This is a genomic window from Paenibacillus foliorum, from assembly GCF_013141765.1.
Lineage (GTDB): Bacteria > Bacillota > Bacilli > Paenibacillales > NBRC-103111 > Paenibacillus_S > Paenibacillus_S foliorum.
This window is the reverse complement of sequence record NZ_WHOD01000102.1, coordinates 189,975-214,012: the sequence shown is the minus strand read 5'-3', so window position 1 is coordinate 214,012 and position 24,038 is coordinate 189,975. Positions and strand designations below refer to the sequence as shown.

Genomic DNA, 24,038 nt, shown 5'->3' with positions numbered 1-24,038 from the left:
TAAGGAGTTGACTCTATGAATCAAGCATACACAGAAAAGGCAGCACAGAGTGTTAGAAAGTCAACACAATCGAGATTATGGAAGGATATCAAACGGGATAAATACTTGTATTTCCTTGCTCTGCCCGGGCTGCTATTCTTCCTAATTTTCAAATATGTGCCGATGGCAGAAGTGGTTATTGCTTTTCAAAACTATTCGCCCATCGTAGGAATATGGAACAGTAAGTGGGTTGGCCTGCTGCACTTTCAAAGGTTTTTTTCCAATCCTGACTTCATATTGCTGTTTCGAAACACAATGGGAATCAGCCTGCTTAATCTCGTCTTCTTTTTCCCGATGCCCATTGCTCTCTCGTTGATGCTTAATGAGGTAAGGAATGCCATTTATAAACGGCTTATTCAGTCCATTATTTATCTTCCGCATTTTTTATCATGGGTTATTATTGCGGGTTTGACGTTTCTGTTATTTGCAAAAGGGGAAGGCGTAGTCAACAAGGTTTTGGAGACGGTGGGGATGGAACGAATCGGATTCCTGACCAGTCCTAAGCTGTTTTGGATCATGGTGACATTGCAGTCTGCTTGGAAGGAAGCGGGTTGGGGCACAATCGTGTTCTTGGCAGCAATGGCCGGCATCGATCCGCAGTTGTATGAAGCTGCCCGAATGGATGGGGCTGGAAGGTTCCGCCAAATGTGGCACATCACCGTGCCGGCGATTCGAAGCGTTATTGTCATCCTCTTGATTTTACGATTGGGTCATATTATGGATGTAGGGTTTGAACAAATATTTCTGATGTATAACGGAGCAGTCTCCCAGGTTGCTGAAGTATTCGATACCTATGTGTACCGGGTCGGCATTCAGCAAGCACAGTTCAGCTATAGTACGGCCGTAGGGTTGTTTAAATCGGTTGTCGGCTTAGCGTTGGTTGTATTGTCTAACAAGGTAGCCAAAAAATTCGGCGAAGAAGGCGTATTCTAAGGGGGGTAATGGAGTGAAAGAACACATCGGGGACCGTATGATCAATGTCACGAATCTAATCCTGCTGGCCATTATCGCAGCCGTGGCCTTTTTCCCGCTATATTATGTAATTGTCGTATCGTTTACAGAGCCATCGGAGTTTTTACAGAAGCCGTTCGTGCTATTCCCAAGCGATTGGTCGCTTGCTTCCTACGAGTACATGCTTTCTTCCAAAGCATTCATGCGATCTCTAGGCAACAGCGGTTTTCTAGCTACAGTTGGTACTGCTTGCAGTCTCGTAGTCACGGCTGGATTAGCCTATGCTTTGTCCCGAAAACGGTTGAGAGGCCGTCGATTGTTTATGTTTCTGATCACGTTAACCATTCTATTCAGTCCTGGAATTATTCCGAATTATATGGTTGTTCGGCAGCTAGGCTTAATCAATAACATATGGTCTCTGATTATTCCGGCTTTGGCAAGCGGTTGGAACGTGATTCTGATGAAAAGCTTTTTTGACAGCATTCCAGTGGAGCTGGAGGAATCGGCTGCGATTGATGGGAGTAGCGATCTCTCCACTTGGTTCCGTATCATACTGCCGTTGTCATTGCCTTCTATTGCGGCATTTGGGCTGTTCTACGCCGTGGGCTATTGGAATCAGTATTTCACAGCGCTGCTCTATTTGAACGACGCGTCCAAATGGCCGATTCAAGTGCTGCTGCAAAATATGCTGCTGAGCGCCAACAATAGTGATTTAATGGTTTCCAGCACCGCTGTTCAGGCTCCGCCTTCGACAACGCTGCAAATGGCGGCTGTTATTGTGGCAACCGTACCGATTTTGCTCGTTTACCCATTTCTTCAGAAGCATTTTGCCAAGGGGGGCATGGTCGGATCGGTTAAAGGTTAATCCCGTTAAAGGAGATCGCCGCACCACCGTTGAAGATAACAGGTACAACAATGTCTTTAGGAAGGTGCCGTATGTCTCAAAATCCGAATTTGAATGGGCTGAAAGCAGGGAAAAAGGATCAAGGCTACAAGCGCAGCTTTTATCAAAAAATCTTGATGATGATTGTACTGATCGCATGTATTCCTGGATTAATAACAGGGGTAGGCATTTATTGGCTCACTACAGGAAATATCGAAAGTGAGCTGCAAAGGCTGCACCAAAACCAAATTAAGCAGCGTGCTGAGAATGTCGATGATCAGCTTGCTTTCTTGGAGCTGACTTTTTCCCATTGGTCCTTTGACCCAAAGTTTGACCAGAAGCTGAAGGATATTGACTTTGTATATAAATTTGAGCAGGTGCAGGAGTTATACCGGACGATGATCGTGATAGAGGGGTCTCATCCGCTTATTGAAAAGGCGGAGTTTTTCTTGAACAAGCCAAGACCCCTCATGATGAACAAGGAGAAGTATGTCTTATTAGAAAAAAATGAGGATATTGAAACCTATAATTCTTACCTGAAACAGAGAAAAACAATCTTTTGGACGAATGGGATTTCAATCGCTGGAGAAGAAAACAGCAGTAAATCCAAGCTGATGCTTGTAACCAAGTTCCCTGGAGGGAGCTTGGAGCCGTTCGGAGTATTGATCGCTTCTCTTGATGAGAGTAAATTGAGCAAGCTGCTGAGAACACTTACCCCTTACGACGAAGGGGCCACGATTATGATGGCAGGTAATTGGGTTGTGACAGGAAACGGCAGGCCATCCGAGCTGGATGAAGCATTGAGAATGGAGTATCAGAAGCGGGAGGGAAAAGAAAACTCGTTTCTCTTTACCCATAATAAAATAACCTATTCGGTCTCTTCAGGATCATTCACGCGCCTTGGCAACACGTGGACTTATTTGTCAGCAGCTCCTCTAAGTGCGATAACGTCTCCGGTAAGGTTTATATCCAAATTCATCATAATCATTAGCTTGGGCGGGCTTATATTAGCATTCTTGTTCTCCTGGCTAGGTACGTATCGTTTATACACGCCCATCAAGCGGTTGCTTGATTTGCTTGCCGGGGATAAAGAAAGCTCATCCCGTCCTAGAAATAAAGATGAGTTTGATTTAATCGAAAACCATTGGTTAACGCTTGCCAGTGAAAGCCAGTCGCTCCGTAATATCCTTAACCAGCAGATGCCTCTAGTGAGGGAGGGGTACATGCTTCAGCTTGTTCAAGGCTATTTATTTTCCTATTCCGAACACGATATCCGAGAACGGCTGCTTCATTTTGGAAGACATACAGATGACAAATCCTTCGTTGCTATCATGCTCCAAATCAGGGGGCTTACCGAATTGGAAGGCCGCTTTAACTCGGGAGATGAGGAGCTCGTTACCTTTGCAGTGGCTAATATAGTCGGAGAGCTTTCGCAAAATCGGGGGCTGGAATGCGAGATTGTGAACTTTCACGATTTGACGATAGGTATATTGCTGCTGCTGCCGTCAGATGAATTACCGAAACGGCTGCGCTCGGAGCTGCATGACTATTGTCAGGAGCTCATACAAGCTATTCATCGAACGCTGAAGGTGCAGATCACGGTTTCCATTAGCAAACAAACGATGCAAATTAAACAAATTCCTTATATGTTCGAAGAGGCGCGCCAAGCGCTAGGCTATCGGGAGCTGCTCGATGTCAGTCAAATTATTGATCTGAATAAGCTTAATAAATCCGATTCACAGCGGAAATTCAGCTATCCGTTTACATTGGAGAAGGAGATCATTCATTCCATACGGATGGGCTCTGAAGATGAAGCTGCCGCATTAATCGAGCAATTTTTAGCGGAAATATCGCAAGATGGCTCCACCGAAATGATCGCTAGACAAGGGATGCTTCAACTTCTCGGCAGTGTGCTGAACGCGATGGTACAGTCAGGGATGAACCCGGTTCATATCTTCGAGGGAGCTAACTTGTTCGACCATTTAAGTATGCAGAACGGACCGGATGAAATGCTCAAATGGTTTAAGCATAAAGTTGTAGGAACCTTCGTTCAAGAGCTGATCAGCAAGCAGGACTTTCATTTGAAGCAAATGGTTGAGCAGGTTATTCTCTATTTGAATGAACGGTACATGACCGATTTGTCCTTAGATTCATGCGCCGAACATTTCGGGACGAGCCCTTATACGTTAAGCCGGGCATTTAAGCAAATCTCTGGAATTAACTTTATTGACTATTTGACTAATATCCGTCTTGCTACGGCTAAACAGTTGCTTCGGGAAAGCGAGCTTAAGATTACGGAGGTTGCGGAAAAGGTTGGCTATCAACAAAGCTACTTTAACCGGATTTTCAAAAAATACGAAGGTGTAACGCCAAGCCATTATAGAGAAATGATCAGAGAGCATTGAGCGGAAACCCGCGGTAAATGGCGGTTAATTGGCTTTTTTTACGCTTATAGCAGCGCTACTTCAATTACTACTGGTCGTGCAACAAAGTCCAATCGCTCCAATAGGGGGCTTGCAAGAAAGTGCGATTGTCTGAAGATGCGAATTGGCTTACGGTTAAGTTGCAGATGAGAATGACATTGAATTTCAAACAAATAAAAGGAGGAGTCACAGAATGATAAAGAAAAAGAAGGTCGCACTCAGCTTGGCGTCGGTCCTTATGTTAGGCGGTTTGTTATCGGCGTGCGGCGGTGCTGCTGAGAAAGCGCCAAGTTCTGGAGCGGGAGCGCAGGATGGTAAAGCGGAGGGGCCGCTAAATCTCAGTGTCATGACCGTATTATTCGCCACTACCCCTGCCGCTGATGATAATCCGATTAAACGGGCCATAGAAAAGGCTACTAATTCCAAGATGAATATTCAATGGGTGTCCGCTAACAGCTATCAGGATAAATTGAATGTAACTCTTGCTTCAGGGGATATTGCCGATTTAATCTACATTAATGACCCTTTCTCCTCCGTATTCCGTTCGATGGTACAGCAGGGTGCATTCTGGGATATTTCCAATTATATTAAGGATTATCCGAATCTATCTAACAAAATCTCCAAGACAGCCTGGGATTTGACTAAAATGGAGGATGGAAAAAATTACTCAATCCCACGCCCACGGCCTTCAGAGGCAGATTCCTTCTTTATTCTACGGAAGGATTGGCTGGATGCAGTAGGCATGAAGCCGCCGACCAATACGGATGAATTGTATCAGGTATTGAAGGCGTTTGCAGAAAACGATCCTGACAAAAATGGCAAGAAGGATACCATCCCTTTTGCAGCTAACGTTGACCCGAATGACACTATTGCTCCAATGGGAGCGCTCACTCAGATTGAGAACTCTTTTACAGGCACTAATGGAAACTGGAAGTTCGTAGATGGCAAGATGGTTTTCACTGCATTTTTGCCGGAAGAAAGACAAGCGCTTGAATATATGACCAAGCTAGTATCAGAGAAGCTGATTCCTGAGGATTTTGCTTCGATGAAGCTGACTCAGCTTAAGGAGTTGTTCAAGGCCGGTAAAGCAGGCATGATAGTTAACAAGGCAGGGACGCTGCATGATTACTATGCCGATGTGAAGAAAGTAACTCCTTCATTCAAGGAAACCGACTTCTATCCGCTTACTTCTGTGAATAATTATAATCCGAAGGGACCGGGCTTCGCGGGTTCTCTGGCTATTCCAAAAAGCGTACCTGAAGCCAAAATGAAGCGAATTCTGAAGCTGGTTGATACCTGGATGAATGATGAAGTGTTTGATATCCAAACTTATGGCATGGAAGGCATTGATCATACAGTTAAAGACGGCGTGAAGGTTGTGGATTCAGCTAAGCTTGGCGAACACAACGGTCCGGATTTCAACCAAATCGTATATGTTGCCGATCCTTATGCAAGCTCGACCAAGCTTTTCTTCACCAAGGAAGCCAACGAGCTATTCAAAAAAGTTCAGGATGATCGGACAAAAAATAGTGTAGCTGATATCAGCACGGGTCTGTATTCGCCGACGATGCAGCAATTTTTGCCGGAGTTTATGAAAAACCTGACCAACTTAAAAACCAAAATATTGCTTGGCGCGGCACCGATTTCAGCATGGGATGACTATGTTAACAAAATGAAAAACGACCCGAATGTAGTCAAAATGAGCCAAGAGATGACTGATGCTTATAAAAAGCGGTCGGGTAAGTAAGAAATAAGCTTCACTTTGGAGCATGTTCATAATAGAACAGGTACATGTGTACAGCATAGAGCAGCATCTTTCAGCGCATTTCTGTTGAAAGATGCTGTTTTGATTGTTTGACAACCCTATAAAGGAGCTGATGTTAATGAAAGAGCATCACAGCCAATCGATTGTCAGATTAGTGGAGATTTTGCAGAAGGATTCAAGTATTCTCGCGCTTATTATCGCAGGCTCCATCGCCAAAGGCATCGAAAGAGAAGATTCGGATATTGATGTTTATTTGGTCGTGACGGACGAGGAGTTTGCAAGCAGAAATTCACGCAATGATCTTTTTTATTTCAATAAAGAGGTATGCGACTACTCAGGAGGCTATATTGACGGCAAAGTTATCAACTACAGCTTCTTGGAACAAGCAGTGAGCCGCGGCAGTGAACCGACGAGAGCTTCATTTCTCGGGTCTTATGCAGCCTTTTCCAGAATAGAGGGGCTGGATGCGCTTCTGCAACAAATTCCTGTGTATCCCGAGGCTAATCGTGAGAAGAATCTAACTGACTTTTATGCGCAGGTATCGTTGTACGGCAACTATTTTGCGAAAAAAGCGATTGAACAAAATAACCCGTATTTGTTGAGCCACTCGGCCAGTAATCTTGTTTTGTTCGCAGGAAGGATGATTCTTGCCTATAACAGGGTGCTGTTTCCTTGCCATAAATCATTCATGCGAGTGGTGGAGGACGCTCCAGTGAAACCTGAACATTTCGTTGCGTTAGCTAATGAGCTTGTGCAGCAGCCGACCTTGGAGCGCATCACAGCATTTGTCGAGCTTATAAGTGAATTTCAGGATTGGGGAGTTAGCCGCCATCAGGCTGTTAGTATATTTGTCACGAATAATGAGTGGAATTGGATGGAGACGGAACCGCCGCTGCAGGACAGGTGATGTTGTACAACAGTATGGAAGGATTTACTGAATTAAGGTCGAATACTTACATCATTCCTATAATGTACGCGTGTTCATAAAGAGATGAAAGGTGATAAGAATGTCTAACCCTATAAATCGTTTCCCTAATCCGGTGCTTCCGGGAGATCATCCTGACCCTTCTGTGGTTCGGGTTGGCTCTGATTACTACGTCGTCACCTCGACGTTTCAGTATTTCCCTGGTGTGATGATACACCATTCACGAGATTTGGTGCACTGGAAGCCGATCGGTCACGTCATTACCCGCCGCAGTCAGCTTGACCTAACCGGTGTACCCGACTCGCATGGCGTATTTGCTCCCGATATTTCTTATTATGATGGGAAGTTTTGGGTGGTTGTGCCGTATTTCCACGGTCAGCCTCGTTGTACGAATGTGTTATATGTCGCAGACTGTCCGGAAGGTCCATACAGTGATGGCATTGTGCTTAATCATCATTTCATTGATCCATCGATCTTCAACGATGACGACGGCAGGCGCTACCTCGCCTTTGGCGGAGGCTGGGTACAAGAACTTGCCGGTGACGGTTCCCGACTGGTAGGCGAGCCGAAGCAGGTGTGGCCTGGCACTGGGGGAAGCACGCCTGAGGCACCTCATATTTTGAAGCGCAGCGGCTGGTATTACTTGCTGTTGGCGGAGGGCGGCACAGCCTTCGGACATAAAGAAACGATAGCCCGCAGCCGTTCGGTGTGGGGGCCTTATGAACCGTGCCCGTTAAATCCGGTTTTAACCCAGCGGGATCCGAACAAACCGCTGCAGAAAGCCGGGCACGGCAAGCTGGTGGATGATCCGCATGGAAACTGGTGGATGCTCCACTTGGGCGGCCGCCCACTGACGCCGAACGGCAGTACGCCGCTGGGACGTGAAACCTTCCTCGAGCCGGTCCGCTGGACAGATGACGGCTGGCTGGAGGTCGGCGACAGTGGTGAGCCGGCGGAGTGGATCGAGCTTCCCGCAGGAATGGAGCGGTTGCCTGACCAGCACACATACGCCGTTGATGCCGTCAACGCCTTAGATGAAACGGACCGGTTCACCGAGCCGCGGCTCTCCCCGGTCTGGGAATGGGTGCGGCATCCGCTGCAGGACAGCTTCAGGCTCACTGGGGAAGGGCTAGAATTGGACTGCGCGCCATACTCGCTGTACGTTCCAGGTGAGACGCTTCTGTTGACACGCCGATGGGAGCATTTCGCCTTCGAAGCGGAGGTGCGCCTCTCCTTCGAACCGCAAACGTTAGGCGAAGAAGCCGGTCTCCTGCTGTACCGAGACATGGATGGCATGCTGCTGGTCAGCATCCGTAACGGAATAGGGCAAACGGCAGGACAAAAGCTCGATGTCAGCAGGCTGCATGAGAAGCAGGAGTATGACGGACTATATTTGCAAATAGATCGCTCGGAGAAGTGCTTCCGCAATCAGCTGTACCAGCAAAAGCTCGAGGTTGCGATTGGGACGGACATCTGGCTGAAGACACGCTTGGATGCTATCAACAGGAGGTTTACGTTTACCTACTCGACAGATGGTGTCAAGTATGAGCCGATTGACCTCACAGTGCCGGCGGATTTCCTGTATCCGGAAAATTTTGCGAGATACAAGTGCTATACGGCGCCGCGGGTTGGTCTGTTTGCTCTTGGGGTCATGTACCAGCCACAAGGCAAAGCGTTATTCAAGCAATTTACATACCGGGGGCAGACCGATTAAGTCGGGTGCAATCAAGACTGTACAGTCCGGGAACAGCAAGTAAGGGGGGGATGCGGTATGAAATTAATTCCGCAAAGCTTAAAGGTCTACAAACAAAAAAGTATTTTTGTGAAGATGTTGTTTCTTTTTAACTTATTCATTCTGGTCGCCGTTCTTACTTTCGGTTATGTTTCGTATACGCAATCCTTTTCCCTGCTCGTTGAAGAAGTCGTGAAATCGAATAATAAATATATTGAGCAGGCGCGAGATAACATTGATAAAACATTAAGATCTCTGGACGACCTGTCTTTTCAGATTTCTCTGCATTCCCAGGTCCGAAGAGCCCTTTACCTGTCGGAAGCAACATGGGACCGCGATCAGCTGCTGTTTCTGGATATTATCAAGTATTTGAAAAGCGTGAAGCTGTCGAACATTCTTATTTCCGATATATGGATCCAATTTTACAGGTACCCTACCGTTGTGAACTATGAATCCAAATACAATAACGAATACTATTATCAAAATATTTACCAGACCGATCAGAAAATCAATTGGCAAAACAACCGTTCAAGCCATCACGGATTTATCTCTATAGGCAGGTTTAAAACGTCTTCATATGGTGTAAGCTCATCCAACATTACATTCGTGCGGACGGTTCCGTTAAGTGAAATAAAACCGACGGGTGCCTTATACCTTACAATCAATACCGATGACTTCTCGGGAATGGTCCAAAGGGTCAGCGATCCGTATCCGGCCTTCATTTATACGGTGGATGCCAATGGGGAGGTGCTGTTTAATAGCAGAATTCGCAGTGAGCAGGATGAGCTTATTAACTCTGTTAAGGAGGCCATTACGGGAGAAGTAAGGAAGATAGACCAGCAAGAAGGATACCTGAATACAACGATAGACGGCAGGTCGTACCAGATTGTATTTACCTCCTCGAATGTAAACGACTGGAAGTATATAAGTATCGTACCTACGGCTTTTATTACTGAAAAGGCAAGCAAGATCCGGGAATTCACGCTCGTGGCCGCTATGATTTGTCTCGCAGGCGGGTTGATTATGTCTTATTTTTTAACTAACCGGATTTATCGTCCCATTAATAAAATCGTAAGCTATATAAGCTTATTTGCCCGTAAGCAAGCTGAAGGACAAGATCATTTGAAAGAGGATGAGCTCGATTTTATCGACCGGATTATTAACTATGTTTATTATGAGAACCAGAGCTTGAGGGATTCTTTTGAAAAAAATCTTCCGTCACTTAGGCAAAAGTTTCTCTATGATCTGATTGAGGGCAGAGTATCATCGGCTAACCTGGAAGGGCTTACAAATGAGCTCCAAATGGAGTTTAACTATGATTCATTTCAAATTATTGTATTTGAAACGGTCGATTTTTCTCTGGAGGATCGGATCAGTCCTTATTACCATAATATTTTAGAAATAATAGACGGAATGGCTGCCGGAGCGGACGGGTCGGACGAAGCCCATATGGCTGTGAAATCGATACGCAAGCGAAATGATAAAATTATTTCCTTATTGAACCTGGACCACAGCAGCCCGAAGCCCGAAATCATTCATGATTTTATTCGCAGGGTTACTACTTATTTTGAGCAGGAGCATGGCCGGACATTCACAGTGGGTATAGGTAACATTCACAGGTCGGTAGAGGAAGTGCCCTTATCCTATGTTGAAGCATTGTCGGCGTTGCAGTATAAGATTGTCAAGGGAGAAGGCAGTGTTATCTTTGTAGACGAAGTTGGCAAAATGCCGGAGCGCTCCTTTATTTATTCCATTGAAACAGAGAAGCATATCATCAATTGTGTAAAAACCGGAAATAAGACAGCTTTGCATCAGCACTTATTAGCATTATGGGGAGAAAATTTGAAGGAAGGGGGTTTATCGCCCGAGATTATTGCTAACCTGTTCCAAGCTCTTGCTGGTACCGCTATTCGGACCATTTATGAAGTACAGTCCACTACAGGGGAAATATTCGGGGACTCCTTCGATTTATATAAAGAAGTAAATTTATATGCAAGGCTGCAGGATAAGAAGGAGTTCATTGAGCGGATATTCGGCAGCATCAGTGAATGGATTCAACAGAAGAAGCAAGGTCAGAACACGAGCTTGTTTAATCAAATTCAAGAGTATGTGGAAAATAATTATCATCTGGATTTGTCACTGACTATTTTGGGTGAAAATATTGGATTGTCTCCTTCTTACCTGAGCAGTATCTTTAAAGAAACCACGGGCATGAATTTCGTCGATTATATTAATACAAGGCGGGTAGAGCAGGCGAAAATCATGCTGCGGAAAACCAATGAAACGGTGGTTGAAATTTCCGATAAGGTGGGATTCACCAATTCCAATACATTTATTCGCGTGTTCAAGCGGCATGAAGGGATCACACCGGGACAATTCAGGCAAATGCGAATGAAAGAAGACAGCTAGCTTTTATTGAACCTCCGCTTGGTCAAGTCACCACACTCATACCCTCACCACGCACAAACGAAAGTTGCACACCAGGGACGCCGAAAGGCGTCCATTATTTTTTTCAAATCGGCCCTATCACAAGAAAAGCCGATCCATCGAAAGATTTCGAGCTTGCAAAACTGGAAAAAAGCTGATGTTTCAAAAGAATGCTCGATATACGAAGTTAATGTAAACGGATACATTTAGAGGGCAGGTTATCGATCGACACCAACAAAACATGAAAGGAGAGTCAGAGCCATTGTCTAAGAATAATGTAGCTACTGCGAAACTATCGACCGTCACGGGGGTTAAGAAATCAACAAGCAGACAGAATTCTTTGAAGAAAGCAATGCCGTACTATCTTATGTTTTTACTTCCACTGCTGTATTATCTTATTTTCAGATATGTTCCTGTGATTATGGCCGTCGTTATTTCTTTGACGGATTACAATATTTACAAGGGAATTCTTGTGAGTGAATGGGCCGGGTTCAAGCACTTTATCGATTTCTTCAATTCGGTTTACTTCGGCAGGCTGCTTCGGAACACATTGATGATTAATTTGTTGAATCTCGTTTTTGTGTTTCCGGCGCCTATTATTTTTGCGCTCCTATTAAATGAAGTCCGCCATACAGTTATCAAGCGTACGGTTCAGACGATCAGCTATTTGCCCCATTTCGTATCTACAGTAATTGTGGCTAGTATGGCCGTAACCTTTCTTTCGCCGAGTGTTGGGTTAATCAACAACATTTTAGTGAAGTTTGGTATGGAGCGAACCAATTTCTTGCTTGACCCGAATTATTTCTGGGGAATTTACACGGCTCTTGATTTATGGAAAACATTGGGATGGTCGGCGATTTTGTATTTTGCTACTTTAACAGGCATTAATACGGAGCTGTACGAAGCGGCCAGAGTTGATGGAGCAAACCGTTGGAAACAGACCTGGCATATTACACTACCGGGTATAGCACCCACTATTATTATCCTGCTGCTGCTGAAAATCGGCGATATGCTGGAGGTCGGCTATGAATTAATCGTGCTCTTGTACAATCCGAATACCTACCTGACTGCAGATGTAATAGGCACCTATGTGTACCGCAGAGGAATATTGGATGCTAACTACAGCTTCGCTTCTGCTGTGGGGCTGTTCCAATCGGTAATGGGGCTAGTCCTGATCATAATAGCCAACAAACTAGCGAGAAAATACTCGGAAACGAGCTTATGGTAGAAGGGAGGAAGTCAGATGGCTTTCCAGCGCATGACGCTAGGAGGATTGGCGTTCGCGATAATAAACACGGCTGTATTGGGTTTAGTCATGGTCATGACGTTGTACCCGTTTCTGTATGTCGTGTCTGCTTCATTGAGCGATCAGCTCTTTATCCAGCAAGGGAGGGTCGGGATCATACCGATGGGCTTTCAGCTGGAAGCCTATAGAAGGGTGCTTGAATTCCCGATGCTCGGAAGATCCTATTTGAATACCGTAACTTATACGGCAGTAGGCACAGCCATCAGCTTGGCATTAACGATATGCGCCGCGTACCCGTTATCAAGAAGAGAGCTGCCTGGACGCAAGCTGCTGACAGGCATCGTGCTGCTTCCCATGCTGTTCAGTGGCGGTCTGATCCCTACCTTTCTCGTAGTAAATGCCCTTGGTATGAGAGATTCCATATGGGCTATTGTCATTCCGGCTGCCATTACTTCCTTTTATGTATTTATCCAAAGGACCTTTTTCGAGCAAATTCCGGTGGAAGTGGAGGATGCGGCCAAAATAGACGGCTGTTCCATGGTTCAAACCTTAATCAAAATTATTTTGCCGCTATCGGTTCCCTCCCTGGTAACTATTGGATTATTTTATGCCGTTAATCAATGGAACAGCTTTTTCCCTGCGATGATTTATTTGAATGACGAGAATTTGTTCCCGGTCCAAATATTGCTGCGGTCGATTGTTATTCAGAACCAGACGGATCAAGTTATGGTAGATGTGTTTGATGACAAAAATCTGATAAGCGAATCGATCAAGTATTCGACTCTGGTCGTAGCTACGCTGCCGATTCTGATCATCTATCCTTTCATCCAGAAATATTTTGTTCAAGGGTCGATGATGGGATCGATTAAAGGCTAACAGATACGTGAGAGTAACGAATTCCTTGAAGATCCGGGGCTCAACCCTTGATTGAATAAACGAGATGAAAAAGGAGGCGTCAATATGTTGAATTCACAGTGGATGAAAGGCTTGACAGGTGCAATTGTTGTATCGGTTGCCTTAACCGGGTGCCAAACAGGGAGCAATGAGAAGGCTGCGGGGACTCCCGAGGCGAAGGCAGGCGAGCAAGGAAACAAGCAGGCAAGTGCCGATGGGAAGGTGCTGGACAAAAAGATCGAAGTCAGCGTCTTTATGAGGCCAAGGCCCGAATCGGTTGAATCAAATGACTTGCTTTGGATGAAGCCGATTTCTGAAAAAACTAACGTGAATTTCAAATGGCTGAAAGCACCTACTGACACCAATGATTATATTGAAAAGTTCAATTTGACACTTGCGGGCGGAAGCTTGCCGGATCTCATGGAGGCAACGCCGGATTTATTGAATAAGGGTGGGGAGAACGGCGTGTTTGAACCGTTGAACAAGCTAATCGACCAATACATGCCTAATTTCAAAAAATTAGTTGAGAAAAATCCAGCAATCATGAAGGATATCAAGTCAGATGACGGCAACATCTATTTCTTTCCGCAAATCTCAGCCGTCAAAACGATTAACCTGCAAATTTACCGTCAAGACTGGTTGGATAAGCTCGGGTTGAAGGAGCCTAAGACAACCGAGGAGATTTATCAGACGTTAAAGGCATTTAAAGAAAAGGATCCGAACGGCAACGGCAAAAATGATGAGATTCCGTTCACTACCCGCAATAAAATCAAGGGACTATTGCCATTCGTAGAACCGTTTGGCGTTTCATTTGAAGAGGACTTTTATGTGGAGAACGGTCAGGTTAAATACACGTATACCGACCCTAGGCTGAAGGACGCGCTGGCTTTTACAGCCAAGCTGTACAGCGAAGGCTTGATCGATAAGGAATATATTACGAATGATCAGAAAATATGGGAATCGAGATTTACGAATGAAGTATCCGGCGCCACCTTCGACTCGTTCCCGCGCGTTGATTATCTTGAGAAGCTGGTCGCTAAAGCCAATCCCAACGTGAACATGACCGGGCTAATACCGCCGCAAGGGCCAACCGGCATTGCTCCCTACACCAAGAGCCAGCAGACTCTGATCAAGAACGGCTTTGGCATCAGCTCGAAATCCAAATACAAGGTGGAGCTCGCTAAAGTGCATGATTGGTTCTACAGTCCGGAAGGGCAGCTTGCCATGAATTTCGGTAAGCTTGGCGAAACGTATACGATGGAAAATAATGAGCCTAAATATACGGATCTGGTCATGAAAGACAAAAACAACTCCCCATTGATCAAAATGTACGAGTTGGGGCACCGCGAGTTTGCTTACGCCTGGGACATCCGCTACGAGAACGCGATGGTTCCGCCTAAATTGGCTAAAATCCGCGATTCTGTAACACCGTTTATTAAAGATAAGTATCCGGTTACCCTTTCATTCAAGCAGCAGGAGCGCGATGTTCTAAACTCCAAGTTTACTGAAATTTCAACCTATAAGGACGAAATGATAAATAAGTTTATCATGGGCTCTGAGCCGATCAGCAAGTTTGACGATTATATGAAGCAAATTGATAAAATGGGTATAGATGCTGTGTTGAAGATTCAACAAGCTTCTTACGACAGATATTTAAAAAGATAAACAGCGCGATGATGTACCACGTCAGCAAAAAGGCTATCTTATATTCGGTTGGAAGCAGCCGCAATGAGATAGCCTTCCTTTTTGTATGGTTAAGGAATCTAGGGTTACCCTTTTATTTTCCCACTATATCACTGATTGGCTTTTTGTAAAAATACAGAATGATTATGGTTTAATAACTGCCGCTTATAAATGCAGAACACAGAGTTTACGATCTCAACTGAGTCTCAACAATTACATATTTATAAGCTGTAGTTATTGATATATAACAACTAACTATTTAAATTGTGCACGGTTTCAATACTATAATGTACATACTTTAAAAAAATTCCTCTCATCCAGAGCAGAAAATCATAAAGAAAGGAGATTTGATCATAGTGGTTTCGTACAAGTTTTAAAGTGTCTGGCTACAAAACTAGGTACAAGGAGGCTAAGCTTATGATCAAGAATAAAATGAAGCCATACGCATGCTCCCTGCTGGCAACCGTTATGCTTTTGACGGTTCCGACAAGCATGTTCGCGGATCGTCTGCCCTGGTATGAGCAGGCTTCCACCGTTACAGGGACGGGTGGGGCCGCTGCGGCCGAGCACCCTTTAGCGACGAAAGCCGCTATGGACATTCTCCAATCGGGAGGCAACGCGGTGGAAGCAGCTATTGCCGCTTCGGCGGTGCAAGGCATTGTCAGGCCGTTCTCAGGAGGTATTGGCGGCGGGGGCTACATGCACATTTATTTGAAAAATTTAAATCAGTTCATCGTATTGGACCATCGGGATGTGGCGGCCAGCTCATTTGGACCTAACGCATTTATCGATCCGAATGGCAACGAATACGCCGAGGAAATTCGCGACAGCAGCGGAGTTGCGGTTGGCGTCCCGGGGATGGTCAAAGCGTGGGAACAGGCTCTGAGTCTGTATGGGACCGGAAAGACGCTCAGCGATGTGCTGCAGCCGGCGATCCAGGTCGCGGAAAATGGCTTTTATGCCGATCATAATTTCATTCGGGAAATTACTGAGAACGCCCCTCGTTTTCGCGCATTTCAATCGACAACCGATTTATATCTTAACCCTGACGGTAGTGTACCTGCGGCCGGAACACTAATGAAAAACCCCGATTTAGCCAACACTTACAAGCTGATTGCGCAGCAAGGCAGCAGCGTGTTCTACAACGGTCCGATTGGACAAGCCATCGTCAACACAGTTAATAATCCTCCTACGGTAGCACAGCCCGCTTTCCCAGTTTTAGCAGGAAATATGGCCTTGAGCGATATGCAAAACTACAGCACGATCACCAATTCACCGGTGAAAGTCAATTATAGGGGCTATGATGTATACGGGCTCCCACCCTCATCCTCCGGCGGAACGACAATCGGGCAAGCTCTTAACATTCTTGAGGGGTATCCGATGAGTACGTTGCCTCGGGCTGACGCGCTCCATTATTATTTGGAAGCGTCGCGATATGCGTTTGCCGACCGGAACGCTTATTTGGGTGATCCTGCGACATACAGCGGAGCTATGCCGGTTACTGGGATGCTGTCAAAGGGATACGCGGAAGCTGTACGCCAAAGGATTACCGAAACCGGCACTCAGCGTGTCGTCAATCCCGGTGATCCGTGGCCTTACGACACCAATCCAAACTTATGGGCGAAGCCAATACCATCACGTGGCAAGGTCGCATTTACCTCCCATTTTGACGGATTAACGAACGGTGCGACTTGGGATTCTACCGGGAAATTTACGACCGCTATCGGCATAGGCTCAAGCAGTCCAGGGCAAGGGGCGACCATTAACGTGCAGGACGAAGCCGGTAAAATTCAAGTCTCCGGAACTAAATTCGCGTACGCCCGAGCTACACCTGTAATGAATGCGGTGAATGACAGCGAGCTGCTTGTGCGCTTCAAAATGAATGAGTTGGGTGGCGACAGGAATTTGCGGTTTTGGCTGAGAGCGGACGGCTGGAACAGCACAACCGCACCTCATAATGGCTACGGTGTGGAAGTTAACACCAGCTCCGATTCCATCCGTGTGATCCGGACCCGTGACAGCAACGGAGTATTCGGCTTGGAGAGCTTCACACACACTCGTACGACGGATTGGCAGTGGCTTCGTTTTCGTGTCGAGGGCGATCAGCTCCAGGTACGAATTTGGAAAGACGGCGAAAAGGAGCCTAGGCATTCATGGACACAGGAGCTGCAAAATAATCAAGTCAGCGGAGCAGGTCAATTTTTGCTAAGCGCGTTGGAGCTCACTGGTGCACCGCAAGGTGGCAGCTTTCAGGTAGACGACATTGACGTGAAGGAATTAAGTCCTGCCGAATTCGAATCCAATTTTAATCATGCAGCGAACGGCGCCTCCTGGGATTCTACCGGTAAATTCACAACGTCCGTCGGTATCGGATCTAGTACCCCCGGGCAAGGGGCTGTTATTAATGTCCAAGGGGAGAGCGGAAACATCTATCTCGAAAAGACGAAATTCGCTTATGCTCGTGCTGAATCGACGATGAACACTAAGTACGACAGCGAATTGCTTGTACGGTTCAAGATGGATAAGCTTGGCGATGACAGGAACCTTCGATTCTGGTTAAGAGCCGATGGCTGGAACAGCACGAGTGCTCCACATAACGGCTATGGTGTTGAGATCAATACCAATTCTGACAACATCCGCATTTTGCGCACGAGACAGAGCAACGGCGCCTTTGCGCTTGCCACAGTAAGCCATCCGCGAACGTTGGATTGGCAGTGGCTTCGTTTTCGCGTAGAAGGAAATGTGCTTAAGGTACGCATGTGGGAGGATGGAGCAGCGGAGCCGTTGGATTGGCTGCATCAACGTGTCAACCCCGACGTCACCGGTCCGGGAAAATTGATGTTAAGCGCAATCGAGTTAACGGGAGGCACCGGGGTTACGGGCGGAGGCTTCCAAGTGGACGATATGAAGGTGTACGATCTCGATGCCGTTAATTTCAACGAATCGACCATACACCTCACAGTATCCGACAAATTCGGTAACATCGTATCTTATACGTACACCTTGAATTCCATCGGCGGAAACGGCATGGTGGTGCCAGGCTACGGTTTTCTGTTGAATAACGGGCTTAACACACGCGTTCCTTCGAGCGATCCTCCCGGACATCCGAATGGTCCCCGTCCAGGCATGCGTTCCTTAAGCAGCATGTCAGCCACCATCGTGATGAAAAATGGTAATCCGGTTGTGGCTATTGGATCGCCCGGCGGGCAGACGATTATATCTACTGTCTTGCAGGTGCTGCTCAACCATCTTGATTTCGGTATGAGCTTGCCGGATGCCGTTGCGGCTCCGCGTATATCACAAAACAACGATAATCCGTACGGAAGAACGTTAATCGAGCCCGAGTTCCAAACGGCGGCCGAATACGGGCTGCTTCGGGACCGAGGACAGCAGTTTACCATATCGGGACTTTCCTATGGCATTGGTGCGGTCAACGCAATCGCCTTCCTGCCGGGCGGTCAGGTACAGCCAGTCTCTGAGCTGGTTCGAAGGGGCGGAGGCAGCGCGATGGTCGAAAGCTTGTATGAATCGCAAGCGGACTCCACGCCACCGGTGACTACTGTGGTTTATGATGGTGTTGGGATTGAGGGCAAGTATAACAATAAAAGCGTAACGGTATCGTTTCAAGCCCAAGATGAGCCGAATGGATCAGGCATTAAATCGACCAAAGTCAAGATTGGCGAAAGCGATTGGACAACCGTGACGAAATCAGTATATTTGTCCGACGAAGGGGTTCATGTACTCCAATTTCAGTCTGAGGATGCGGCAGGAAACCTGGAACAGCCGCATCGATTGACGATAGGCATTGATAAAACGGCTCCCATTATTACCGGACCTGCTGAGATTATAGCGCTCCACACGGACACGATACGTGTCAACTTTACGGCGTCGGACCCTTTAAGCGGGTTGAACAGCTTCGATGTGCAGTTGAACGGAAAAGCGGTCGTTTCTCCACTCACGCTTGAGCCATTGGCGTTGCCGGCAGGCAATCACGAAATTCGGGTGAAGGCAGTTGATAAGGCGGGGAATGTGAGCGAACGTACCGTATTGTTGAAAGTGACGATGGATGTAAACCATCTCGATGAGCTGCTTGAAATCGGTCGCACTAGCGGAGCGATTTCTCAGAATGGCATTTACAAAAGCTTGCTAAAGCACGTGGAGCAAGCTCAAAAGGAAGCGAATCCGATCCATGCTTTAAACGCACTTCGCCATGAGGTTACAGCACAGAAGGGCAAACAAATTGAAGCGATGTTTGCGGATGTTGTATTGAGCGATATCGATCTAATAGAGCCCAAATAGTAACTCGAACGAACAAAAAAGGTATCCCTCTAGTCTAATGCGACTAAAGGGATACCCTTTTTTGGATAAACCATTTACAGAACATTCCGCGTCAACGGAATATCCGCCATCGTAAGCAGCCCGGATGCGTTAGAGGAGTGCAGTGTTTTGGCGGTGTTGACCACGACATTGACTGTAGCGGTGTCGCCAAAGATCCCGCTTGGTACGACAAATTCCACCGTATCCATGTCCTTCGTTTCGAGGACAATGCGGTCCTCTTGAGTCACATCAATAGACATCACGAGATCAAGCTCCACGGGGATTCCTTCTTTGGTTACGCCGATGCTTGTTTGATGAAGTCCGCTTACTTCATTTTTCCTTAACGGGCCTATGGCCAGCATGCTGTCATTGTCTGCTATAGTAGGCTCGATGCTGTTCTTCACTTCGGTTAAGGACAAATTCAAGCCGTATGCGATAAGGCGAAGCGATTCCTCCAGTCCAACATGCCCTATGCCGTCATTTGATGCTAGATTACGGAACTCCTCCGGCGTCATGCCGATACCGACTTTCTTTTGCAGCGGGATGCGGCGTTTGGATACATCAACCTTCCGGTATACGGAAATTTTCGATAACGATTGCGTAACCGAAGTGGCAAAAACCGTGACGGCGTCCATAATATATCCAGGATTAACTCCTGTTCCGATCACGAACTGTTTTTTGTCGCGCGCATACTGATCGATTTCCTTGGACAATTCCGGGTAGCGATGCCATGGGTACGATAGCTGCTCACAGGTGGAGATGACCGAATAGCCTTCGTCCATTAGCTGCCTGATTTGCGGCCAGACCTGATCGAGGTTAGAGCCAGTAGCGTGCAGGGCAAATTTACGCCCGGCTGCCGCAGAAGCATCCACTTCATCCAATGATGAGACGACGCGAACGCCAACGGACGTACTTCCTACCAAATCCCCGGCATCTTTGCCGATTTTTTGCGGGTCGATATCAACGGCGCCGATCAGTTGAATCTTGTCCGATTGTAAACAACTTTGCATGATCTTGACGCCGATCGGACCGAGACCGTATGAGATAACATTCATTTTTTCTGAACGCATGAGCTTGTGCGCCTCCCTTTGATCTAGTTTCTTAAACAATGTAACACTGCCCGAACTAAAGAAAAAATACTAATTACTTATACATATATAACCGGAACTTATAAAAAACCGGCACCCTCTTCGATGAGAGATGCCGGTTGATAAAGGAAATTTGTACGGTCACATAGCCATAGTGTCAGGCGGGTACAGAAGTTTCTCCAATATTTGCAAAGCGTCTTCCGTAATAACAGGCACGTTCATATTATTCCACACTACGGAAATCGAACTGAATAGCGACAGGTTTTTTAATGTAACCGCTTTAATTTCATATGAATTCAATAATTGCAGCATATCCTGAGGCATTAAGGTAATGCCAATTCCGTTGGAGATCAGATTGGCAATCGTTAAAATTTCAGGACCGGCGCCGATCGTCTTCGGAATGAAGCCAGCATTAAGGCAGGCATGTTCCAACAAATAGTAAAGTGAAGGGGAATGCTTCGGATCATAATGCAGGAAAGTTTCGTGTTTTAAATCGTACAGGTCGATTTCGGCTTGACTGGCTGCCGGGTGCTCGGAAGATACGGCCAGCTGCAGCGGGTGCTTGGAAAATTCCATCCACTTGAGAGGTTTTTGAATAGCTTGCTTATGGTCGATAGGCGTTCGGATGAAAGCGAGATGGTATTCGCTTTTTTGCACAAGCTCGATGGCATGAACGGAAGTCGTTTCTTTGATATAAAAATCGATATGCGGGTGGTTTTCTTTTAATTTCTTAATCAAAAACGGAACCAGATTGCTGGCCGCCGAAGGAACGGTGGCAATGCGGATTGTCGTTTCCGGTACGGCGCCGACCTCTTTTAGCTCCGAAATCGTCTTTTCAATATTTTCGAATGATGGCAACAGATTTTTATATAGATACTCGCCTTCCGCAGTCAATGTGACATTTCGTGTTGAACGGTAAAGCAGTTTAATCCCCAGTTCTTTTTCCAAAGCAGTGATTTGCTGGCTTAGCCCGGGTTGGGAGATATGCAGCTTTTGCGCAGCATGGCTGAAATTCAAGCACACCGCAATTTCCAGGAAGTAACGCAATGACAAGTAGTTATAATTCATCGATATGATCTACCTTCTTTCCATTTGGATTTTTTGGAAAAAGATTCCTCGGAAATGATCTTATTATAGCATCGCATGATGGTTTTGCGAACAGAGTGTCGATTTATTTTGTAAGCAAAAATATTAAATCGAATTCATATATAACTTGAAGTTATAAGTTTATAAGAATCTTGTATTTTATGTGTCCATTTATAAATATTACAATGGCAATAAGGAAAATTGTATCTATTTATCGAAATTTATCCAAGGGAGTGTATCATTTGAAGCCAATCATCGGGATAACGTCTAACATTAAGGATGAAAAATTGTTAACTACCGGCCTGAGTAATATTCACGCTATTGTGAAGGCGGGCGGGGTGCCGGTTGTACTGCCCAATATTTCGGATGAAGCTGCTATTGAACGGATGCTAGAATCTATTGACGGTCTACTGGTCACAGGAGGAGGGGATGCCGATCCAACCTTGTACGGAGAAGAACCGCTCCCCCAGCTGGGCGAGGTTTGTCCGGAAAGAGATCAATTCGAACTGCTGCTAATTACTGGTGTTCTAAAAAAAAATAAGCCTGTGCTTGGCATATGCAGGGGATGTCAAATGATCAATGTGGCCGCAGGAGGAGATTTGTTTCAGGATATTTATTCTCAGCATCAAACTCAGCTTTTACAGCACACTCAGAAAGCCCCCCGTTCCCACACTTCCCATTATGTAGATATTTTGGAAAATTCATTATTGCATAACATCGTCCAATCCTCCCGTTTCAAAGTGAACAGTTATCATCACCAAGCAGTAAGAAGCGTCGCTGAAGGGTTTGAAATAACAGCCCGGTCCAGCGATGGAATTATTGAGGCTTACGAAAGCAAAAAGCACCGTTTTGTTGTAGGCGTACAATGGCACCCGGAAAACTTGGTACGGAGTAACGATATATATTCGCAAAAATTATTCAACGCGTTAGTCCAGGCTTGTCACAACTAAAGGAGGCTGCAACAAATATGCGCATATTAAAAGCGGCATTGGTTGGGATCACCACAATTGCAGTTCTATTAGCAGGGTGTAGTAACGATAATAAAGCAAACAGCACCGGAAAAGACGAGAAACGTCCGTTAACGATTGCCGTACCGACAGAAATCAAGACGATGGATTTATATGCCCACAATGATTTTGTTTCGTGGATGGCTACCAACAACATGTACAATAGCTTATTAACACGTGACACAAAGGGAGAAATTGTATCCGACTTGGCTGAAAGCTATAAAAATATAAACGAATTAACCTGGGAGTTTACCCTCAAAAAAGGCGTGACGTTCCATAACGGCGATGAACTGACGGCTGAAGATGTCAAATTCACTTTAGAAAGAGCGGTAAAAGACAAAACGTTGAACGAAGGCACAGCTTTTAAATCCATTAAAGAAGTGAAGGTACTTGAGCCACTGAAACTGCACATCATAACGCAAAAGCCGGACCCGCTATTTTTAAACGTCGTCGCCCGTACAAGTGCAGTTATTTACCCGAAGAAGTACATAGAGGAAAAAGGAATTGACTATTTTAACGAGCACCCTATCGGATCAGGTCCGTTTAAATTCGTAGACTGGAAGCGGGGCAGCCATGTATCGTTCGAGCCTTATGACAAATATTTCGCAGGGCCAGTCAAAGATTGGAGTAAGCTGGTGTTCCGTATTCTTCCCGAAGGCTCGACACGGGTCGGAGAGCTGCTGACCGGCGGAGTCAATATCATCCCGAATGTAACAAGCAACGATTGGTCGCGGATTAAAGGAAACGGATCCACCGAGTTGGCTTCTGCTATTTCCAACCGGGTTGCCATAATCGTACCGAAAGCGGCACCTAGCACTCCTACCGCTAATCCGAAGGTTAGAGAAGCGATTGAACTGGCTATTGATAAGAAGCTGATTATCGATAAATTGTTAGGCGGTGAAGCTACACCTACCCGTACGCGGGTAACACCCGGAAATTATGGTGCTAACGAAAAGTTGTTTAATACCGCTTTATTCGATGTCAACCGTGCGAAAGAGCTGTTGAAAGAAGCCGGCTTCGAGAAGGGTATGGAGCTCACGATGCAATCTTCGAACGGGCGTTACGCTAAGGATAAAGAAGTTGCCGAGCTGGTGGTCGGCATGCTGGCAAACGTCGGCATTAAAGTAAAGCTGGAGCTAATGGAATGGAACAGCTACCTTGAGCTTAGAAATGCGAATAAAGTCGGAGATTTGCACATGGTGTGGTTTGCCAACTCATTCTATGATGCGCATATTATGATCGGCGAGCATTTAAGCGGCTCCCGTTCCATGACGAATTTAGGTTTCAACCATCCGGAGCTGAAGGATTTGCTTAGCAAAGCGGAAAACAACATGAATCAGGAAGAACGGAAACAGCAGTATCAACGGGCTCAGGAAATTGAAGCTCAAGAGCGGATGCGGATTTACTTGTATTTGGAGCATAATACCTACGGCGTTAGCAAAACTGTCAATTTTAAACCGCGCTTGGACGAAATGATCAAAGCTTACGAGATTACAAAACGGTGATGTCTGATGCTAAACCGGTAAGTATGGGGGCTAGATTTAGCCCTTTCTTCATCATTTTTATACGCCG

Annotated in this window: 15 protein-coding genes; 13 read left to right on the top strand and 2 right to left on the bottom strand. The window is 46.0% G+C overall.

The features are described 5' to 3' along the window. Nucleotides 1–15: 15 nt before the first annotated feature. The 11 genes from GC093_RS27580 to GC093_RS27530 all read left to right on the top strand — a co-directional run bounded on the left by GC093_RS27580 (nt 16) and on the right by GC093_RS27530 (nt 19,267). Nucleotides 16–972 carry an ABC transporter permease gene (locus GC093_RS27580; RefSeq protein ID WP_171655130.1) on the top strand — a complete coding sequence of 319 codons (957 nt, stop codon included), beginning with the start codon at nt 16–18 and terminating at the stop codon, nt 970–972. 37 nt (nt 973–1,009) lie between these two features. Further along, nucleotides 1,010–1,855 (top strand): carbohydrate ABC transporter permease, encoded by an 846-nt coding sequence (locus GC093_RS27575; protein ID WP_171655169.1) that lies wholly within the window; start codon nt 1,010–1,012, stop codon nt 1,853–1,855. Nucleotides 1,856–1,926: 71 nt separating this feature from the next. Further along, a complete protein-coding gene (locus GC093_RS27570; protein ID WP_171655129.1) occupies nt 1,927–4,278 on the top strand; it encodes a helix-turn-helix domain-containing protein in 2,352 nt (783 codons plus the stop codon). 211 nt (nt 4,279–4,489) lie between these two features. Then, nucleotides 4,490–6,043, top strand: a complete 1,554-nt coding sequence (locus tag GC093_RS27565; RefSeq protein ID WP_171655128.1) for a type 2 periplasmic-binding domain-containing protein — start codon at nt 4,490–4,492, stop codon at nt 6,041–6,043. 136 nt (nt 6,044–6,179) lie between these two features. Next, nucleotides 6,180–6,968 carry a nucleotidyltransferase domain-containing protein gene (locus GC093_RS27560; RefSeq protein ID WP_171655127.1) on the top strand — a complete coding sequence of 263 codons (789 nt, stop codon included), beginning with the start codon at nt 6,180–6,182 and terminating at the stop codon, nt 6,966–6,968. Between the two features lie 100 nt (nt 6,969–7,068). Then, complete coding sequence (locus GC093_RS27555; protein ID WP_171655126.1) at nt 7,069–8,700, top strand: glycoside hydrolase family 43 protein; 1,632 nt, start codon at nt 7,069–7,071, stop codon at nt 8,698–8,700. Nucleotides 8,701–8,757: 57 nt separating this feature from the next. Further along, complete coding sequence (locus GC093_RS27550) at nt 8,758–11,127, top strand: helix-turn-helix domain-containing protein (RefSeq protein ID WP_171655125.1); 2,370 nt, start codon at nt 8,758–8,760, stop codon at nt 11,125–11,127. 370 nt (nt 11,128–11,497) lie between these two features. Further along, a complete protein-coding gene (locus tag GC093_RS27545; protein WP_376768686.1) occupies nt 11,498–12,373 on the top strand; it encodes an ABC transporter permease in 876 nt (291 codons plus the stop codon). A gap of 15 nt (nt 12,374–12,388) precedes the next feature. Continuing rightward, entirely contained in the window at nt 12,389–13,267 is an 879-nt protein-coding gene (locus tag GC093_RS27540; protein WP_171655123.1) for a carbohydrate ABC transporter permease, read from the top strand. Between the two features lie 84 nt (nt 13,268–13,351). Next, nucleotides 13,352–14,950: an extracellular solute-binding protein gene (locus tag GC093_RS27535; protein WP_246315437.1), complete on the top strand. Its 1,599-nt coding sequence runs from the start codon at nt 13,352–13,354 to the stop codon at nt 14,948–14,950. A gap of 435 nt (nt 14,951–15,385) precedes the next feature. Further along, complete coding sequence (locus GC093_RS27530) at nt 15,386–19,267, top strand: gamma-glutamyltransferase (protein ID WP_171655122.1); 3,882 nt, start codon at nt 15,386–15,388, stop codon at nt 19,265–19,267. A 74-nt stretch (nt 19,268–19,341) separates the two neighbouring features. Here the strand turns inward: GC093_RS27530 and GC093_RS27525 are convergent, their stop codons facing one another. Continuing rightward, nucleotides 19,342–20,355 carry a hypothetical protein gene (locus tag GC093_RS27525; RefSeq protein WP_171655121.1) on the bottom strand — a complete coding sequence of 338 codons (1,014 nt, stop codon included), beginning with the start codon at nt 20,353–20,355 and terminating at the stop codon, nt 19,342–19,344. A gap of 159 nt (nt 20,356–20,514) precedes the next feature. Further along, on the bottom strand, nt 20,515–21,441 hold the full coding sequence (locus tag GC093_RS27520) for a LysR family transcriptional regulator (RefSeq protein ID WP_171655120.1): 927 nt from the start codon (nt 21,439–21,441) through the stop codon (nt 20,515–20,517). A gap of 251 nt (nt 21,442–21,692) precedes the next feature. Between GC093_RS27520 and GC093_RS27515 the strand changes: the two genes are divergently transcribed. Both GC093_RS27515 and GC093_RS27510 read left to right on the top strand, forming a co-directional pair. Then, the gene (locus GC093_RS27515; RefSeq protein ID WP_376768685.1) at nt 21,693–22,409 is read left to right on the top strand and encodes a gamma-glutamyl-gamma-aminobutyrate hydrolase family protein; all 717 of its coding nucleotides are present in this window, start codon (nt 21,693–21,695) and stop codon (nt 22,407–22,409) included. Nucleotides 22,410–22,426: 17 nt separating this feature from the next. Next, nucleotides 22,427–23,971 carry an ABC transporter substrate-binding protein gene (locus tag GC093_RS27510; RefSeq protein ID WP_246315434.1) on the top strand — a complete coding sequence of 515 codons (1,545 nt, stop codon included), beginning with the start codon at nt 22,427–22,429 and terminating at the stop codon, nt 23,969–23,971. Nucleotides 23,972–24,038: the final 67 nt, after the last annotated feature.

Excerpts from the sequence above, each read along its gene's own strand:
- GC093_RS27545 (WP_376768686.1), top strand. The coding sequence starts at position 11,498 with ATGCCGTACTATCTTATGTTTTTACTTCCACTGCTGTATTATCTTATT.
- GC093_RS27560 (WP_171655127.1), top strand. The coding sequence starts at position 6,180 with ATGAAAGAGCATCACAGCCAATCGATTGTCAGATTAGTGGAGATTTTG.
- GC093_RS27580 (WP_171655130.1), top strand. The coding sequence starts at position 16 with ATGAATCAAGCATACACAGAAAAGGCAGCACAGAGTGTTAGAAAGTCA.
- GC093_RS27565 (WP_171655128.1), top strand. The coding sequence starts at position 4,490 with ATGATAAAGAAAAAGAAGGTCGCACTCAGCTTGGCGTCGGTCCTTATG.
- GC093_RS27555 (WP_171655126.1), top strand. The coding sequence starts at position 7,069 with ATGTCTAACCCTATAAATCGTTTCCCTAATCCGGTGCTTCCGGGAGAT.
- GC093_RS27525 (WP_171655121.1), bottom strand. The coding sequence starts at position 20,355 with ATGCGTTCAGAAAAAATGAATGTTATCTCATACGGTCTCGGTCCGATC.
- GC093_RS27510 (WP_246315434.1), top strand. The coding sequence starts at position 22,427 with ATGCGCATATTAAAAGCGGCATTGGTTGGGATCACCACAATTGCAGTT.
- GC093_RS27570 (WP_171655129.1), top strand. The coding sequence starts at position 1,927 with ATGTCTCAAAATCCGAATTTGAATGGGCTGAAAGCAGGGAAAAAGGAT.
- GC093_RS27530 (WP_171655122.1), top strand. The coding sequence starts at position 15,386 with ATGATCAAGAATAAAATGAAGCCATACGCATGCTCCCTGCTGGCAACC.
- GC093_RS27535 (WP_246315437.1), top strand. The coding sequence starts at position 13,352 with ATGTTGAATTCACAGTGGATGAAAGGCTTGACAGGTGCAATTGTTGTA.
- GC093_RS27550 (WP_171655125.1), top strand. The coding sequence starts at position 8,758 with ATGAAATTAATTCCGCAAAGCTTAAAGGTCTACAAACAAAAAAGTATT.
- GC093_RS27520 (WP_171655120.1), bottom strand. The coding sequence starts at position 21,441 with ATGAATTATAACTACTTGTCATTGCGTTACTTCCTGGAAATTGCGGTG.
- GC093_RS27540 (WP_171655123.1), top strand. The coding sequence starts at position 12,389 with ATGGCTTTCCAGCGCATGACGCTAGGAGGATTGGCGTTCGCGATAATA.
- GC093_RS27575 (WP_171655169.1), top strand. The coding sequence starts at position 1,010 with ATGATCAATGTCACGAATCTAATCCTGCTGGCCATTATCGCAGCCGTG.